Here is a 15,802-nt window from a genome sequence, read left to right on the forward strand (position 1 = left end):
CGATGACATCGCTGGTAACGACTTATCGTTATCGACGCTAACGCATGATTGGATCGCTCTCTGTGAACACCCGTATTCTCGGCACCGACGGCCCCACGGTCTCCTACCTCGGCCTGGGACTCATGGGCATGTCGGACCTGTACGGACCGGCCGACGACGCCGAGTCGATCGCCACCGTCCACGCCGCTCTCGACGCCGGCATCACGCTCCTCGACACGGGCGACTTCTACGGCATGGGCCACAACGAGCTGCTCCTGCGTGACGCCCTGCGCGGCCGCAACCGCGACAACGCCGTGATCAGCGTCAAATTCGGCGCGCTGCGCGACGCCGTCGGCGGCTGGAGCGGCTACGACGGCCGTCCCGAGGCCGTGAAGAACTTCCTCGCCTACTCCCTGCGTCGCCTCGGCACCGACCACATCGACATCTACCGCCCCGCCCGGCTCGACCCGAACGTGCCGGTCGAGGAGACCGTCGGCGCCATTGCCGAGATGGTCCAGGCCGGTCTGGTCCGCCACATCGGCCTGTCCGAGGTCAGCGCCGAAACGCTGCGCCGCGCCCAGGCCGTGCACCCCATCGCCGACCTTCAGATCGAGTACTCGCTGATCTCGCGCGGTATCGAGGACGAGATCCTTCCCACCGCCCGTGAGCTGGGCATCGGTATCACCGCGTACGGTGTGCTGTCCCGCGGCCTGATCAGCGGCCACTTCACCAGCGACCGGAAGCTCGCCGCCAACGACTTCCGCGGCATCAGCCCGCGCTTCCAGGGCGAGAACCTCGACCGCAACCTCGCCCTGGTCGAGGCGCTGCGCAAGATCGCCGAGGCCAAGGGCGCCACCGTCGCCCAGATCGCCATCGCCTGGGTCGCCGCCCAGGGCCAGGACATCGTGCCGCTCGTCGGCGCCCGTCGCCGTGAGCGGCTGTCCGAGGCCCTCGGCGCCGAAACCGTGACCCTCACCGAGGCCGATCTCGCCGTCATCGAGCAGGCCGTCCCGGCCGGCTCCGCGGCGGGCGCGCGCTACGCCGCGCCCCTGATGAACCATCTCGACAGCGAGCGCTGACCCACTCGGCGCCCGCGCGGCGGCACGGACATCCCCCCGTTGCGGTGCCGCCTGGGCCGGGCGCCGCCCCTCATGGGCGGCGCCCGGCGACCACCCCAACCGGGAGCCGAAGCACCGGCTGTTGAATCCGGGCCATCCGGCCTGCGGGAACGACGGAAGGTATGGGCGAGTTGGAGATCTTTTCAGAATCGTGCCACGACGCCCTGTGGCGCGGAACCCGGTGAGTACGGGGGCGAGTTGGCATTCGATCGGACGCGCAGGGGCCGGCGTATGGACTTCTGATGCGACGTCATGGATTCGGAATTCTTCTTAACCCGGGTACCTGTCCACCGCGTTCCCGCGGGGAGGCGAGGGATGGCTCTGCCGTCCACTCGCCCGCGTCGACCTTGCGACGCTTGCCGGTGAGAGCAATGGCGGAGGAGTCACGTGAGCCCCCTCCGGCCCCTTTCGTGGCCGGCACGGCAGTCGCCTTCCTGCCGTGCCACCGAAGGGGTGTGGCACGTAGCCGGTCGACCATGACCGTCCCCGTGGCCGAGAGGAAGATCAGCTGTGTGATGGTGCGGGGGATGAGCTGATCCCACCAGTCCGTCGCGGTGCCGGAGGCGTACACGTTGGCGGGGAACAGTGCGAGCAACAGGAGGCCGAGTGCGCCGGCGGCCGGTCCGGAGGTTGGTGCCCACAGGAGCGCCAGGGCGCCGACGAGTTCAAGGAGGCCGGACACGGTGACCAGTACCTCAGGTGCCGGCAGGACGGGCGGCACCATGGCTATGAGCTCCTCGCGCATCCCCACGAATGGGCCCCTCCGGTCAGCAGGAACATGGCCGCCAATCCGCCACGCAGGGCGGTGGGCAGCCGCCGGAGCGGCCGGGCTTTCCATCCGCCGGTGATCAGGACAATGCAGGTGACCCCGACGAGAACGATGAGTGGTTCCATGGGAACTTCCTTGTAGAGGCCGGGCGTAGAGGCCGGGCCGGGAAGAGGCAGATGCGCGGCCCACGCCGGTCAGCACGCGACCAGAAGGTCTCCGCATGAGGTGCGGCAGGCACGTGGACGCCGTGCGGCTATGCCCCGTGCTGACGGCAGTTACGCGGGCTTTCCCCTCGTCGCCGCTGCCGAGCTTCGGACGGCGACGTGGTTGATCTCCTGAATCTGGATGACGACGCCGTCAGGGTCGGTGACGCGGATACTGCGGCCGAAGTTCTCGTCGACGAGGTCGTAGTCGTATCCGGATCGAGCGAGTCGCTCCGCGATGTCTTCCAGCCGCTCGTCCGTGGCGAAGCCCAGTTCGGTGGTGCCGGGCAGGCGTCCCTGGGAGACGGTGGCGTCGTGGATCCCGACAGCGCCGGCGTCGGCAGCCAGGTGTGCCCACATGCCCACGCTGACGTCGGGTTCGAAGATGAGGCCCAGGCCGGCATAGAAGTGCCGGGAGGCTTCCACGTCGGTGACGTACCTGATGGGGAGTACGGTCAGCATGATGTTCTCATTCCTCCTCGTTCCGGGCGGGCGAGGGCGTGTACGGGTGGTTCCGACGTCTTTGCCGGTTGCCGGAAGTGTCGTCCCCGTCCGTCCACCCCGCGGTGTAAAGCCGACCGGGTTTGAGGGAATCGGCCGTTTGGAGAGGCAAGGCTGATGGAATCCGTCACCCTCGACGAGCTGGACCGCCGCCTGATCCACGCCCTCCAACTCGATGGGCGCATGTCGTTCAGCCGCATCGCAGCGGTTATCGGTGCCCCCGAACGCACCGTCGTCCGCCGCTACAACCGTCTGCGGTCGCGCTTCGTCCTGCGCGTTGTCGGGCTCGTCGACAGCCGCCGGATCGGGATGCTCGACTGGGTCGTCCGCGTCCACTGCGCACCCGAGACGGCGGATGCGCTTGCCGCCAAGCTCGCTCAGCGCGGCGACACTTCATGGATCGCGCCGTTGGTGGGCGGAACGGAACTCACCTGCATGGTCCGCACACCGCCACCGAGCGACGAGGGACAGCGCTCGTTCTTCGAGCAACTCGCCCGGACGCATGGGGTACGTGATGTGGAGGCGGCTTGCGTGCTGCGTCCGGTCGCCGGCGTCGGTGGGTGGGCGGGGCGGATGGGTGCACTCAGCGAGGCGGAGCAGGTTCGGCTTCGGGTACCGGCGCTGCCCGAAGCACCGGACGCGGCGTGCCTCGCCGTCACGTGGAATGAAGCGGACACCCGTCTTGTGCGCGCCCTGTCGGAGGATGCACGTGCGGACCTGGGACGGCTGGCCGCTGCGACGGGATGGTCGGAGTCCACCGTCCGGCGCCGCATCAGCCAACTGCGTGAGACCGGGGTGCTTGCCTTCGAAGTAGAGGTGGACCCCGCGCTGTTCGGCTTCCGCATCGAGTCGCTCATGTGGCTCGAAGTGGCGCCGGCCGCGCTCGGGCCCGTCACCGAAGCGCTGTCCCGGCACTCCTCGGTCGCGTTCGCCGCTCTCACCACCGGGCCGTCCGCCGTCTTCGCGATCGTGGAGTGCCGCAGCGCGGACGCGCTGTGCGATTACCTTTCCACCGAGTTGGCCGGTCTTCCGGGCATCACCCGTGTCGAGACTGCCCTCACCCAGCGCCGCACCAAACGAGCCGGGCCACTGCTGATGCCCGCCATGGGGGCACGGCCGGGCCCGGGTCCGAACGGACCCGTCGCGCAATAGCCGGCTCCGGCCGGGTGGGACCGGGACACTGATGCTGGACTTGAAGTTGCCGCTGCGGCAGCTTCTACCGTCCTTACCAGGGCCGGATCGGCCGGCCCGGTGAAGCATTCGTGAGGAGGGCGGACATGGCCTGGCCGATTGCGGAGGTCGCCCGGATGTCGGGTGTGACGGCGCGAACGCTTCGGCACTACGACGAGATCGGCCTGCTGCCGCCGGCCCGGATCGGCACCAACGGTCACCGCTACTACGAGGAGCGACAACTGTTGCAGCTGCAACAGATCCTCGTACTGCGGACGCTGGGCCTGGGACTGCCCGAGATCGGCCGGATCCTGGCCGCGCAGGTCGATGAGCTGGAGGCCCTGCGCGGCCACCGGCGTCGGCTGCTCGCAGAGCGTGACCGGCTCGACGCTCTGGTCGGCACCGTCTCCCGCACGATCGCTGAACTGGAGCAGTCCAGGAAGGACGGCAGAATTATGACCAGCATCAACCGACCGGAGAACCTGTTCGAGGGCGTCCGGCCCGCCCAGTACGGAGAGAGCCTGCGCGACTTCCCGGAACTGGCCGAGAAGGTCGAGCAGCGCACTGCGACGATGAGCCAGGACGAAATCGAGGCCGGGCACCGCCGACGCACGGCGCAGATGATCCGGCTGGCCGAGCTGCAGGCCGCAGGCCTGCCCGCCGACGCCGACCCGGTGCAGGCCGAGGCCGACGCCCAGTACCGGGTACTGGCCGAGCTCCGGGCAGTCTCCGCCGAGGAGTACCGCGCGATCGGGCGCTCCTGCGTGGAGAACGAGCAGTGGCGCGCGGCATACGAGGCGATCGCGCCCGGCCTGGCCGCGTATCAGCGGGACGCAATCGAGGTATATGCCACCACCCGGCTGAGCTGAGCCGGTACCGGCCGCCGTCACGGGAACCGTCCTGCGACGGCGGCCCCCGCCGGGGCAAGCCCGCGCCGGCGGCCCCGCAACCTGCCGCACGGATCAGCCACAGACTGCCGTCGGGCTTACACCGAGGTCGGCCACGTCGTACTCGCCTGCATGCAGTAGTCCGGCGCGCGCAGCGAACCTTCTGCCGCAAGGCTAGCGGGCGTACGTGCTCCCGCCGCCCGCTCGGCGAAGAGGAAAGAAGGCCCCTGTGCGTATGTGGCGAATTGTGCTGCCCCTCACGGCTTCCTTAGCGGCAGTTCCACTCGTGGCGGCGCCGGCCAGAGTGACGATGGCCGGGGTCGTCGGCGGGACGATGCAGGGTAGCCCTGCCGCGGTGCTGCCGGCCGGTGCGGGGACGGCGCCGACCGTCGATCCCGCGCGGTCGGTTGCGCTGAAGGCGATGGCGGTGGCGTTCCGCCACGCAGCACTTCGCCCCACCATCGTGTCGCGTGCGCAGTGGCGGGCCGACGAGACCAAGCGCGATCCCCGGGCCCACTATGCGAACGGGGTGACGGCGATCTTCATCCACCACACGGACACCCCCAATACCTACGATTGCGCTGACGTGCCACATATCCTGCGCAACCTGTACACGGGCCAGACCCGTGATCAGCAGTGGGGAGACTTCGGCTACAACTTCCTCGTCGACCGATGCGGCAACATCTACGAAGGCCGTGCCGGAGGTGTCGACCGCCCGGTCGTCGGCTCCCACACTCTTGGGTTCAACCAGGGCACTGCAGGGATTGCGGCGATCGGCACCTTCGGGCTAGGGACGAAGGTGCCGGCACCCATGGAACACGCGATCGCAGCCCTCGCCGCCTGGAAACTCGGCCTGCGCGGTGTCGACCCCCGCAGCAAGGTGCGACTCACGTCCACCAATGACAAGAGCCGCTACCCCAAGGGAACTTCGGCCAGTTTTTATGCCATCTCCGCCCATCGCGACGGCTTTGCCACCGACTGCCCGGGGGAGGCGCTGTTCGCCCGTCTCCCCGCGATCCGGGACATCGCGGCCCGCCTCCAGGGCAGGGTTATGCGCGAACCCGCTCGCGTCCCGCTTTCCCAGGCCTTGCCGAGCCTCGACGGTGGCCGCTGACCGACCACCTGTATGCGGTGCGCCTCCTGGGCCGGCGGCCCACACCGGCCTGCCGGTCAGCCGCCTCTGGCCCGCTTCAGCACCTCGTGCAGATCCTGGGCGGCTTCGAACGTGCACAGGACGGCAGCCGTGAGGTAGGCGGCGGTGACCGCCGCTCGCCACTTCCCGCCCGTCGGTACGGGGGACAGGAGCGCAGCCACCCGCCGCGGCACAGGGCCCGCCTTGTCCGGCCCGGTTCGCTCCCCGTCCATCCGGCGCTCCGCGCCCCGGCGGCCGAGAAGTCCCAGGGCCGCGGCAGGCAGCCGTCGCAGACCGCCGGAGCGCTTTGTCGCCAGCGCCGCCTTTCCCACGGTGACCGCCACCCGCCGCCGGTTGCCGGTTGCGCTTGCCGCGGCCTCGTCCGCCCACCGCTCCACCGTGTAGGTGACCTGAGCCGCCAGGGGGCGTACCAACGGGTTCGCGGTTGCGGCCAGTTGGGCGGCTGCGGCGAACAGATAGTGGTGCGCGCGCAGATGGGCCCGCTCGTGCGCGAACAGGATTGCGCGCTCGGTTTCGTCGAGCGTGGCCAGCATGCCCGTCGAGACCACGATGCGGCCGGGCAGCCCGGGCATCGCGAACGCGTCGGCGACGGACTCCTCCATCACGACGAGCGGATCCTGACCCGGGAAGCATGCGGACTCCAGAACAGCCGCACACACCGCCCGCACCCGGCGGACCAGGAAGCGGGAGGCGACCACGGTCACGGCGAGCAGCAGCACCGCTGCCGTCGCGGCCACCGGCACCCACGCCGGATCGTCGCGTCCCAGCACCGCCGGTGACAGATCGGCGAGTCGGGCGATCCTCGGGATACGCACCAGACCGGCGAGGGCGAGCAGGCCGAGTACAGTCGTACTGCCCGCGGCCAACACCACGGACGCCGTCGTCAGCACCCAGGTGGCCAGCCGCGGTTCCAGCCGGTCGGCAAGCGGCCGGGCGGCGGGTGCCGCCAGCAGCGGGAAGAACAGCGGCAGGTAGATGGCGAGATGCATGGCAGCCTCCGTGGCCCTACCGGCCGGAGTCCAGATCGCCGCCGAGCAGGCGGCGCAGAAGCGCCTCGTCGCCGCTCGACAGGTCGTCGACGAAACGGGTGAGGACCGTCTCGCGATCCGGCACCTCCTCCATGGCCTGGCGCATCCGCCGGGCGGCGAAACCCGGTTCGTCGGTCGCGGGCGCGTAAGCGAAGGCCCGGCCTCGTGGGACCCGGGTGAGGACGTCCTTCTCGTACAGCCGGGTCAGGATGGTCACGACGGTGCTGTACGACAAGTCGTCGTCCATGACTTCACGTACGGCTCTCGGGGTGAGCGGCTCCTGCGCCGACCGGAGCACGGCGAGCACCTCGGCCTCCCGCTTCCCATTGGCCAGGCGGCTGTCCGTCTCGTGTGTCCAGGCACGCTCGACCGCATCCACTGTTGGCTGCCTCCTTGCTCATCCTCTACAGTCACACCCGTCTTCTACGCGCGCGTAGATGACGATGGCCTTCCCCGAGTGTGCCACGCATGCTCTTGGACCCGTGACGCCCGCCGCCATGACAGGAATCCCATGCACCGTCACACGCCCGAGCCCAGGGCACTGCCCGGCCCGGGACCGGTGCACCCGCCGACCGGCTGCCGGCGGCTGCACGGGCCTCGCTTCTCGGAGCGGCTCTGAGCCGAGAGCGCCACCGCACCGCACCACCACCGTCATCCCATCGAATGCTTCGCAAGGACGGAACACTTGAGCGCCATCACCATCGGACAGGCCATCGTTCTCGGGATCGTCGAGGGGGTGACCGAGTTCCTGCCGATCTCCTCCACCGGGCATCTGAAGATCACCGAGGGGCTGATGGACATCCCGGTGGACGACAAGGGCGTCGTTGCCTTCACCGCCGTCATCCAGGTGGGTGCGATCGCCGCCGTCCTCGTCTACTTCTTCAAGGACATCGTCCGATTCGTCACCGCGTGGGTACGGGGCCTGGCCCACCGCGACCAACGGGACAGCCACGACTACAAGTTCACCTGGTGGGTCATCTACGCCACGATCCCGATCGTGATCGTCGGACTCGCCGCGAAGCCGCTCATCGAAGGACCGCTCGCCTCGCTGTGGGTGGTGGCCGGATCGCTGATCGTCGGCAGCGGCGTGATGTGGGCGGCCGATCAGATGGGCCGGCACAGGCGCGGCGAGGAGGACACCACGCTCAAGGACGCGATGCTGGTCGGCTCCTCCCAGATCCTGGCGCTCCTCTTCCCCGGCTTCTCCCGCTCGGGCGCCACCATGTCCACCGGCCTCATGTTGGACCTCAACCGGGTCGCCGCGACCCGCCTTTCGTTCTTCCTCGGTATCCCGTCACTGACCGGCGCCGGGCTGTACGAGCTGAAGGACGCGGTCGGCGGCGGGGTGGGCGCGGTCCCGCTCGCCGTCGGCACGGTGGTCTCCTTCCTCGTCGCGTACGCCTCGATCGCCTGGCTGCTGAAGTTCGTTGCCAAGCACTCGTTCAACGCGTTCGTGATCTATCGCCTCATCGTGGGCGTGCTGCTCTTCGCTCTGCTGGGCGCGGGTGTCCTCAACGCCTGACCGACAGACCCCGCACGAGAGACGGCGAGGCCGATGGGCCTCGCCGTCTCGGTGTCGGTGGACCGTCGAGTCCCTTCACCCGGTGGGCGGCGGGACTCGAGGCTCTGGCATCGTCAGGTCGGGCCGGAAGTGGTCACCTCCGTGGCCGACACCGGCTCGGCCGTCGCGGATTTGCCGCGGGCGCTTGTGTGGTTGAAGAGCAGGTTCAGGAGGAACGCGGCGAGGGTGGCACTGGTGATGGCGCTGCCACCGATGATCTGGACCCAGGTCGGGAAGGCGTGATAGATCGACGGCGCGACGACAGGGAGCATGCCGATCCCGATGGAGACAGCGACGATCAGCAGGTTGTTGGTGCCCTCGAACTCCACTTTGTGCAGGGTCTTGATGCCCACGGCGGTCACGGTGGCGAACATGATCAGACCGGCCGCGCCGATCACCGGTTCGGGGAGTGAGGCGACGATCTCGCCGAGCTTGGGGACCAGGCCCAGCAGGACCAGGATGCCTCCGGCGACGGCGGCGACGTAGCGGCTGCGGACCTTGGTCATGCCGACCAGCCCGACGTTCTGGGCGAATACGGTGTCCAGGAAGCCGTTCATGATGCCGCCGAAGATGCCGGAGACGCCGTCGGCGGCAAGCCCCCGGGCCAAGTCACGCTTGGAGAGCGGGCGGCCGGTCATCTCGCCGACAGCGAGCATGTCGGCGGTGGACTCGGTGAATGTCACCAGCATCACGACGCACATCGAGATGACGGCGGCGATCGGGAACTGCGGGGCGCCGAAATGGAACGGCGAGGAGACGCCCAGCCAGTCGGCCTGCCCGACCGAGGAGAAATCGGTCAGGCCCATCGGAACGGCGACCAGGGTGCCGCCGACCAGGCCCAGGAGCACGCCGATCTGCGCGACGAAGCCGCGGGTGAAGCGGCTGACGACGATGATGAGCAGGATGATGCCGCCGGCCAGCGCCAGGTGGCTGGGGGCGGCGTAATCCTTGGCTGTGGGGTCGAGACCGGCGATCAGGCCGGCGGCGACTCCGATGAGCGAGAGCCCGATGACGGTGATGACCGAACCGCTGACCAGGGGCGGGAAGAACCGCACGGCGCGGGCGAAGGGCACGGCGACGATCAGGCCGAAGACGCCTGCCGCGATCATGGAGCCGTACACGGCCTGCATGCCGTACTCGCCCGCGATGAGGATCATCGGGGTCACCGCGGTGAAGGTGGCTCCGGCGACGACCGGCAGCCGTACGCCGAGGAGTTTGCCGATGCCGAGCGCCTGGATCAGTGTGATCAGGCCGGCCACCAGCAGGTCGGCGTTGATCAACAGTCCGATGGTGGACGTGTTCAGCTTGGCGGCGGAGCCGAAGACGAGGGGGACGGTGACGCAGCCTGTGTACATGACCAGCACGTGCTGCAGACCGAGAATCCCGAGCCGGCCGGGCGGCAGCACCTGATCGACGGGGTGGCGGGCGGGGGCGGGCGGGGACGGTGCCTGTGACACGGATGCCTCCGGAATGGGGCGGCGGACGGGCGGGTGCGCGTGAGAACGGGTGGGTGGGCGTGAGCGCGGACGGACAGCCGTGTTCGAGCGTGGGGGAGCGGTGACGCGGCAGCGGGTCAACTTTCTGTTGAATGTGTTTCCCGTACATTGCCGCATTCCTAAGGTGCGGTTGCGGCTGCGCCCTGCGTCCCGGGCCACCGGGCGGTTCCACTGCCGGTACTCCGCGAGGCCGCGAGCCCCGGATCGGCCGGCCGATCCGGGGACTTCGGCCTCGGCCGCGCTGGTCGATCCCGGCACATCGGCACCCGTCCGGTCGATTCGTGGGGCTGCAAGCGGTCGTGCAAGGGAAGGGGAGTGAAATGCCAGAACTCTCCGCACCTGTGGTCAAGCTCGTACGGCGAACCACCGAACCTGTCGCGGCGCAGACCCTGCGCTCGACGGCGGCGGCAGTCATCGCCTATGTCGTCGCGGTGTGGACCCTTCCTCAGCCCGCTCCGCTGACAGCTCCGCTCACCGCACTCCTTGTCGTTCAGGTCACCCTGTACGCGACACTCACCACGGGCATCCGGCGCGTCAACTCCGTCGTCGTCGGGGTGCTCATCGCCATCGGGTTCAGCGCCCTGGTAGGCCTGACCTGGTGGAGCCTGGGGCTGACGATTTTCAGTTCGCTGATCATCGGACGCATGGTGCGGGTCGATGAGTTCGTGCCCGAGGTGGCCATCAGCGCGATGCTCGTGCTCGGCGTGTCCCAGATCGCCTACACCGCGTGGGACCGCGTACTCGAGACCCTGATCGGTGCGGGCGTCGGCCTGTTGTTCAACCTTCTGTTCGCACCGCCCGTATGGGTGCAGACCGCCGGGGCGTCCATCGACACGCTGGCACGGGAGATGGGACGGATGTTCCGTGCCATGGGCGAGGAGACCGGCGGACACATCTCCGTTCCGCAGGCAGCGGCCAGACTGCACGACGCCCGTCGACTGGACCACGACATCGTGGCCGTCGACGCCTCGCTGCGGCAGGCCGAGGAAAGCCTCATGCTCAACCCCCGGGTCCGCCAGGGACTCCTCTACCGGATCGTCCTGCGTACCGGACTCGACACGCTGGAGATCTGCGCGGTCGTGCTCCGCGTGCTGGCACGCACCCTGACGGACCTGGCCAAGGCCCGCACCGAGGAATCGCTGTTCCCCGATGACGTGGCACTGTCACTGCGAGAACTCTTCGCCCAGATGGCCGAGGCCATCGAAAGCTTCTCCACGCTGATCACCACCCCGGTGTCCGCCAACGCCGAGGAAGCCGAGTCGCGGCTGGCCGCCGCACTGGTGTCCAGCCGCGCCGCCCGGGACGTGGTGGCCGACCTCCTGTTGGAGGACGTCCAGGAACACCCCAGGGAGTGGCAACTCCACGGTGCCCTGCTCGCCGAGATCGATCGCATTCTGGATGAGCTGGACATCGACAAGCGCGCCGAACGACTCGGTCACGAACTCGACCGTCACTCGGCTGAAATGCATGAACGACATCCCCGACTCGCCGCACTCCGGCGGCGGCTGGTCGGCAGCCGGGAGACGCAGCCGTCGGCCCCGGTGAGGTGAGGGACGACCGACACAGGCGCACCGTCCCACCTGGCCTTACGATGCAGAAGGGGAAACGGAAGGCCTCAGCGCGTCGAGCCAAGACCTTTGAGGTCCGTGTGCTCACGCTTGATTCCCGGAGGCACGTCCCATGGCACCTGACCGGATTCCAGGTATCGATCCCACCGCGGCTCCCAGTGGCACAGGGTGTGCGGACTGTCTGGCGGGCAACGGACCGGGGTGGTGGTTCCACCTGCGTCGCTGCGCCGCCTGCGGACACATCGGATGCTGCGATTCCTCACCCGGGCAGCACGGAACGAAGCATGCCCGCGACGCGGGGCATCCGTTCCTGGCCAGCTTCGAGCCCGGGGAGAGCTGGATGTGGAACGTCGAGACCGAGGAGTACTACGACGGGCCGGAGCTGCTCCCGCCCACCTGTCACCCGCCGGCTCAGCCGACCCCGGGTCCGCAGGGCATGGTCCCGGCGGACTGGGAGCGGCAGTTGCACTGAGATGGCTCGGGTCCACTCCGCGTGATCGTCACTCGTGATCTTCATCAACGAGCAGCGGGACCTGTGGAGCGGAAGCGCAGAAATGGGTCCGTCATCCCGCCGGGACACGCGAGCCGGTCCATGTCCCAGCCGGCGCGACCGGCCCCCGCCCGGTAGGCGCTTTCGTAGAAGTCGAGCACGGACGCACGCGGGTCGGTCCGAGTGCGTGCCGCGTCGTACGTGAGCACCGCCAGATGGCTGTCACCGCGAGCGACCCATTGTGCAGCTTCGGGCCTGAGTGGCTCCTCGGCCAGCTGTGCCGGCTCGGGGGCGGTGTAGGAGTAGAAGGCGGGCTCGGCGAAGCTGTCGTCCCCGAACCAGAAGCCGAAGCTGACCACCTCCCGGGAGTATGCCTCCCGGGTCACGGGGTCGATCTGCTGAGGCTGGTCGATCTGACGCTCCGAGAAGCGGGTGTGGGCGATGTCGAAGGTGTGCCAGAAGTGGTGTACCGGACTGACTTTTCCCGAAAAGCGCGCCGCGAATTCCTCCAGCACCAGTGCCACCTGGCTGAGGACCTGCCAGTAGCGAGTGGCGTGTTCGGGGTCGTACGCGGCGTGCTCGGTGTCCTCGGAGAACGGCCGGTCGGCATCCGGCAGGTCGAACGGCCTTGGGGTGTCGATGTCCACCCGGACACCCAGCGCGTCCAGCGCGGCCATGACGCTCTTGTGGAAGGACGCCACGGACAGGCCGGACAGCGGGAAGGAGACCGTCATGCCGTCCAGCCTCGCGACGATCAGCTGATGGCCGACGAAGTCGAAGTCGATCGTGAAGATGGGATTGCCGTCGATCTGTCCCATCGGACGGGTGGTGATACCGCGTCCGGTGAGGTGATACGGAACGTTCCACCAGTGGTTGCGGCGGACGCTGGCGGCGAGACGGACCTTCCCGACGACTTGCGCGAAGCGGTGCAGCGTCTCCTTGGTGTCGCGCCACTCGGCAAGCGGGATGGACGGGAACAACTCCATCGCCCTCACTCCTCTCGTGCTGCCGGGCGGTCCCGACGGGGTGCAGGACCATGCTGCCCATGATGACCACGCCGGGCGCGCACGGCACGTCGCGCGAACCCGCGGTCGGCGCTCGCGTCAACCTTCCGGACAGGAGCGCCTGTGACACGCGTACTCGACCGGGTCCCGGGACGGCGCGATGATGACAGAGTTATCCGTGCAGCGGGACACATCGAAGTCCGCGCTGCCCGAATGCCGACGATGGGACAGATGCCATGCCTCTCAAGGGTGAGTACGAGCCGAGCCCCGAGCAGTGGGTCCGCGATCAGGTCGCACTGTTCGAGAGTTCGGGAGGGACGGAGGGGACCACGATGCGGGGCATGCCGGTCATCATCCTGACCACGCGCGGAGCCAAGAGCGGCAAGATCCGCAAGACACCGCTGATGCGGGTCGAGCACAACGGCGCGTACGCCGTGGTCGCCTCGCTGGGCGGAGCTCCCCGGCATCCCGTCTGGTATCACAACATTGCCGCGGACCCCCGGGTGGAGCTGCAGGACGGCCCGGTCCGCCAGGACATGAACGCCCGTGAGGTCACCGGCGACGAGAAGCGCGTGTGGTGGGAGCGCGCGGTCGAGGCCTTTCCCGACTACGCCCACTACCAGAAGAAGACGGACCGCCAGATTCCTGTCCTCGTCCTGGAACCGGCAGCCGAGAGCCACTGACCACGGCCCGGAGGAGGCGTCGTCCCGGTTGCCTGCCGTGTCTCCTCCGGCGCGCCGCCCGGCGGTGCACGTCAGCGGCTGAGCGGGGGCGTACGAGATGCCGCCCGCCTCATGGGTGTGCCAACGTGGGAAGAGCCCGGTGCGCAGCCCGTCGTGTCGTGGCGGTACGGGAGGTGCCGATGGATCCGGTCGACGCCCTGCGCCGGATCGCCTTCCTGCTGGAACGCGACCGGGCAGCCACGTACCGCGTACAGGCGTTCCGTGCAGCCGCCGGTGCGGTCGGAGCGATAGATCGCGGAACGCGTGACGGCGGGGACGCTGGAGTCGGTCAGAGCCATCGGGCCGAAGACGGCGCAGGTCGTACGGGAAGCGCTGGCGGGGGAAGTCCCGGGCTACCTCCGGCGGCTCGAGGAAGACACCGCCGCTCCGCTCACCGAAGGCGGCAGCACGCTGCGTGCCGTGCTGCGCGGCGACTGCCATCTGCATTCCGACTGGTCGGACGGCGGCAGCCCGATCGAGGAGATGGGCCGTACGGCCATGGAGCTGGGACACGAGTGGGCGGCCCTCACCGACCACTCCCCCCGGCTGACCGTGGCACACGGCCTGTCGCCGGAACGGCTGCGCCGCCAGTTGGCGGCCGTGGCCGAACTCAACGAGCGCTGGGCGCCGTTCCGGCTGCTCACCGGTATCGAGTGCGACATCCTTCCGGACGGCTCCCTGGACCAGGAGGAGCAACTGCTGGAACAGCTCGACGTGGTGGTCGTGTCCGCGCACTCCGAACTGCGGATGGACGCGCGGCCCATGACCCGCCGGCTGGTCACTGCTGTCGGCCATCCGCAGGCGAACGTTCTGGGGCACTGCACAGGCCGTCTGGTCACCGGCCGGGGGCGCCCGGAGTCGCAGTTCGACGCGGACGAAGTGTTCGCCGCATGTGCCGAGTCCGGAACCGCCGTGGAGATCAACAGCCGGCCCGAACGGCTTGATCCGCCCCGGCGACTGCTGCGTCGCGCCGTCGATGCCGGAGTGCTGTTCGCCATTGACACCGACGCCCACGCACCGGGCCAGCTCGACTGGCAGATCTTCGGCTGCGCCCGGGCCGAGGAGTGCGGTGTGCCGGCGGAACGGGTCATCACCTCATGGCCGGCGGACGAACTGCTGGCCTGGACAGGACGGTGACCCAGGTCCCGCCGGGGCGACCTCGCCGTTCGGGTTCGTCGTGCCGGGGGCCCAGGTAGTCGTCGGCGGTCAGGAGATTGCCGTCGGGGACGATGGTGACGACGAGAGGGATTCCTCGCCGGCACCGCACTCGACCTCAGACCTGGCTGCCCCGTGGACGTCGTGCGAGGAAGACGAACTCCCGGCCCGGACGGTCGGGCGCGTCGCGGACGTCCTCCACCACGTAACCGTGCGTGACCAGCTCCGAGCCATGCGGCCGAAGGTATGCGGAGCCGACTCCGGACGGCCACTCAGTTTTGCCGCCACCCAGTGTTATTGAAACGGCCACCGTCCAAAACCTGTCGCTCGTGCTCGATGTCGGTGATGCCGCCGTGGCACGCGTCTGTTGCCTCCCCCCTCCGGCCATCGCTCACGGCACAGTGGAGACATGAAGGCGGACGACAGGAACCATTTGGCCCGGGGACCCGTGGCGACCAGGCTTCCGGCCCAGGACCTGGACCGGGCGCGGCGTTTCTACTCCGAACAGCTCGGTCTGGAGCCCGTCGATGAACGGCCCGGTGGGCTGCTGTATCGGTGCGGGGGTGCGGAGTTCGTACTGTTCCGGTCGGCGGGTGCCTCTCCCGGTACCTTCACTCAGATGGCGTGGGTGGTGGACGACATCGAGACAGTCGTGGCGGAGCTCAAACGGCGCGGCGTGGTGTTCGAAGAGGTCGACGTACCCGGGTTGCGGACCAGGGACGGGATCGCCGAGATCGAAGGGAATTACCCCAGCAAGGGTGCACGGGGTGAACGCGGCGCCTGGTTCCGTGACAGCGAGGGGAACATGCTGGGCATCGGTGAACCGGTCGTCTGAGGAGAGCACCTGATCCACGCCCGGCAGGTACGGGCCGTCGTTGGTTCCGCTCCTGGGTTCTTGCGACACCTCGATCGAGGGAGTACTCGCCGCGTCCGGATGCGCGGCGAGCGTGCAGGACCGGTCGGCACATGAAGCGGTCGAGTGCGGTGCGGCCCCTGGT

15 protein-coding genes and 1 pseudogene are annotated in these 15,802 nt (G+C 68.9%); 10 read left to right on the top strand and 6 right to left on the bottom strand.

All coding sequences use genetic code 11. The annotated features are described in order from the left end of the window. The first annotated feature begins 62 nt into the window (after nt 1-62). Complete coding sequence (locus ACWCP8_RS07045) at nt 63-1,058, top strand: aldo/keto reductase (protein ID WP_382834942.1); 996 nt, start codon at nt 63-65, stop codon at nt 1,056-1,058. A gap of 289 nt (nt 1,059-1,347) precedes the next feature. Here ACWCP8_RS07045 and ACWCP8_RS07050 read toward each other — a convergent pair whose 3' ends face one another. Together ACWCP8_RS07050 and ACWCP8_RS07055 are read right to left on the bottom strand one after the other, a co-directional pair. Next, nucleotides 1,348-1,848: a hypothetical protein gene (locus ACWCP8_RS07050; RefSeq protein WP_451114666.1), complete on the bottom strand. Its 501-nt coding sequence runs from the start codon at nt 1,846-1,848 to the stop codon at nt 1,348-1,350. 293 nt (nt 1,849-2,141) lie between these two features. Then, nucleotides 2,142-2,531, bottom strand: coding sequence for a VOC family protein (locus tag ACWCP8_RS07055; RefSeq protein WP_451114668.1), 390 nt, complete (start codon nt 2,529-2,531; stop codon nt 2,142-2,144). Nucleotides 2,532-2,687: 156 nt separating this feature from the next. Here ACWCP8_RS07055 and ACWCP8_RS07060 point away from each other — a divergent pair, with 156 nt between their 5' ends. From ACWCP8_RS07060 to ACWCP8_RS07070, 3 genes are all read left to right on the top strand, one after another. After that, on the top strand, nt 2,688-3,722 hold the full coding sequence (locus ACWCP8_RS07060) for an Lrp/AsnC family transcriptional regulator (RefSeq protein WP_451114670.1): 1,035 nt from the start codon (nt 2,688-2,690) through the stop codon (nt 3,720-3,722). A 125-nt stretch (nt 3,723-3,847) separates the two neighbouring features. After that, nucleotides 3,848-4,609 (top strand): MerR family transcriptional regulator, encoded by a 762-nt coding sequence (locus ACWCP8_RS07065; protein ID WP_352263336.1) that lies wholly within the window; start codon nt 3,848-3,850, stop codon nt 4,607-4,609. 328 nt (nt 4,610-4,937) lie between these two features. Further along, entirely contained in the window at nt 4,938-5,741 is an 804-nt protein-coding gene (locus tag ACWCP8_RS07070) for a peptidoglycan recognition protein family protein (protein WP_451114673.1), read from the top strand. Between the two features lie 56 nt (nt 5,742-5,797). Here ACWCP8_RS07070 and ACWCP8_RS07075 read toward each other — a convergent pair whose 3' ends face one another. Beyond that, entirely contained in the window at nt 5,798-6,769 is a 972-nt protein-coding gene (locus ACWCP8_RS07075) for a M56 family metallopeptidase (protein ID WP_451114675.1), read from the bottom strand. A gap of 16 nt (nt 6,770-6,785) precedes the next feature. Beyond that, a complete protein-coding gene (locus ACWCP8_RS07080) occupies nt 6,786-7,187 on the bottom strand; it encodes a BlaI/MecI/CopY family transcriptional regulator (protein ID WP_352263339.1) in 402 nt (133 codons plus the stop codon). A 306-nt stretch (nt 7,188-7,493) separates the two neighbouring features. On the opposite strand from ACWCP8_RS07080, the gene ACWCP8_RS07085 reads away from it, so the two are divergent. After that, complete coding sequence (locus ACWCP8_RS07085) at nt 7,494-8,330, top strand: undecaprenyl-diphosphate phosphatase (protein ID WP_356001763.1); 837 nt, start codon at nt 7,494-7,496, stop codon at nt 8,328-8,330. A gap of 113 nt (nt 8,331-8,443) precedes the next feature. Here ACWCP8_RS07085 and ACWCP8_RS07090 read toward each other — a convergent pair whose 3' ends face one another. Further along, on the bottom strand, nt 8,444-9,826 hold the full coding sequence (locus ACWCP8_RS07090) for a nucleobase:cation symporter-2 family protein (RefSeq protein WP_352263342.1): 1,383 nt from the start codon (nt 9,824-9,826) through the stop codon (nt 8,444-8,446). A gap of 359 nt (nt 9,827-10,185) precedes the next feature. Here ACWCP8_RS07090 and ACWCP8_RS07095 point away from each other — a divergent pair, with 359 nt between their 5' ends. Together ACWCP8_RS07095 and ACWCP8_RS07100 are read left to right on the top strand one after the other, a co-directional pair. Continuing rightward, nucleotides 10,186-11,415: an FUSC family protein gene (locus ACWCP8_RS07095; RefSeq protein ID WP_352263344.1), complete on the top strand. Its 1,230-nt coding sequence runs from the start codon at nt 10,186-10,188 to the stop codon at nt 11,413-11,415. Between the two features lie 130 nt (nt 11,416-11,545). After that, nucleotides 11,546-11,905: a UBP-type zinc finger domain-containing protein gene (locus ACWCP8_RS07100; RefSeq protein WP_352263345.1), complete on the top strand. Its 360-nt coding sequence runs from the start codon at nt 11,546-11,548 to the stop codon at nt 11,903-11,905. A 44-nt stretch (nt 11,906-11,949) separates the two neighbouring features. On the opposite strand, the gene ACWCP8_RS07105 is transcribed toward ACWCP8_RS07100, so the two are convergent. Beyond that, complete coding sequence (locus ACWCP8_RS07105) at nt 11,950-12,909, bottom strand: DUF5996 family protein (protein WP_352263346.1); 960 nt, start codon at nt 12,907-12,909, stop codon at nt 11,950-11,952. A gap of 254 nt (nt 12,910-13,163) precedes the next feature. Between ACWCP8_RS07105 and ACWCP8_RS07110 the strand changes: the two genes are divergently transcribed. The 3 genes and pseudogenes from ACWCP8_RS07110 to ACWCP8_RS07120 all read left to right on the top strand — a co-directional run bounded on the left by ACWCP8_RS07110 (nt 13,164) and on the right by ACWCP8_RS07120 (nt 15,639). Then, nucleotides 13,164-13,610 (top strand): nitroreductase family deazaflavin-dependent oxidoreductase, encoded by a 447-nt coding sequence (locus ACWCP8_RS07110; protein WP_451114679.1) that lies wholly within the window; start codon nt 13,164-13,166, stop codon nt 13,608-13,610. 179 nt (nt 13,611-13,789) lie between these two features. Continuing rightward, nucleotides 13,790-14,786 (top strand): annotated as a pseudogene (locus tag ACWCP8_RS07115) (PHP domain-containing protein). Nucleotides 14,787-15,213: 427 nt separating this feature from the next. Further along, nucleotides 15,214-15,639 (top strand): VOC family protein, encoded by a 426-nt coding sequence (locus tag ACWCP8_RS07120; RefSeq protein ID WP_352263350.1) that lies wholly within the window; start codon nt 15,214-15,216, stop codon nt 15,637-15,639. The last annotated feature ends 163 nt before the right edge of the window (nt 15,640-15,802 follow it).

The organism is Streptomyces sp. NPDC002206 (assembly GCF_053593595.1).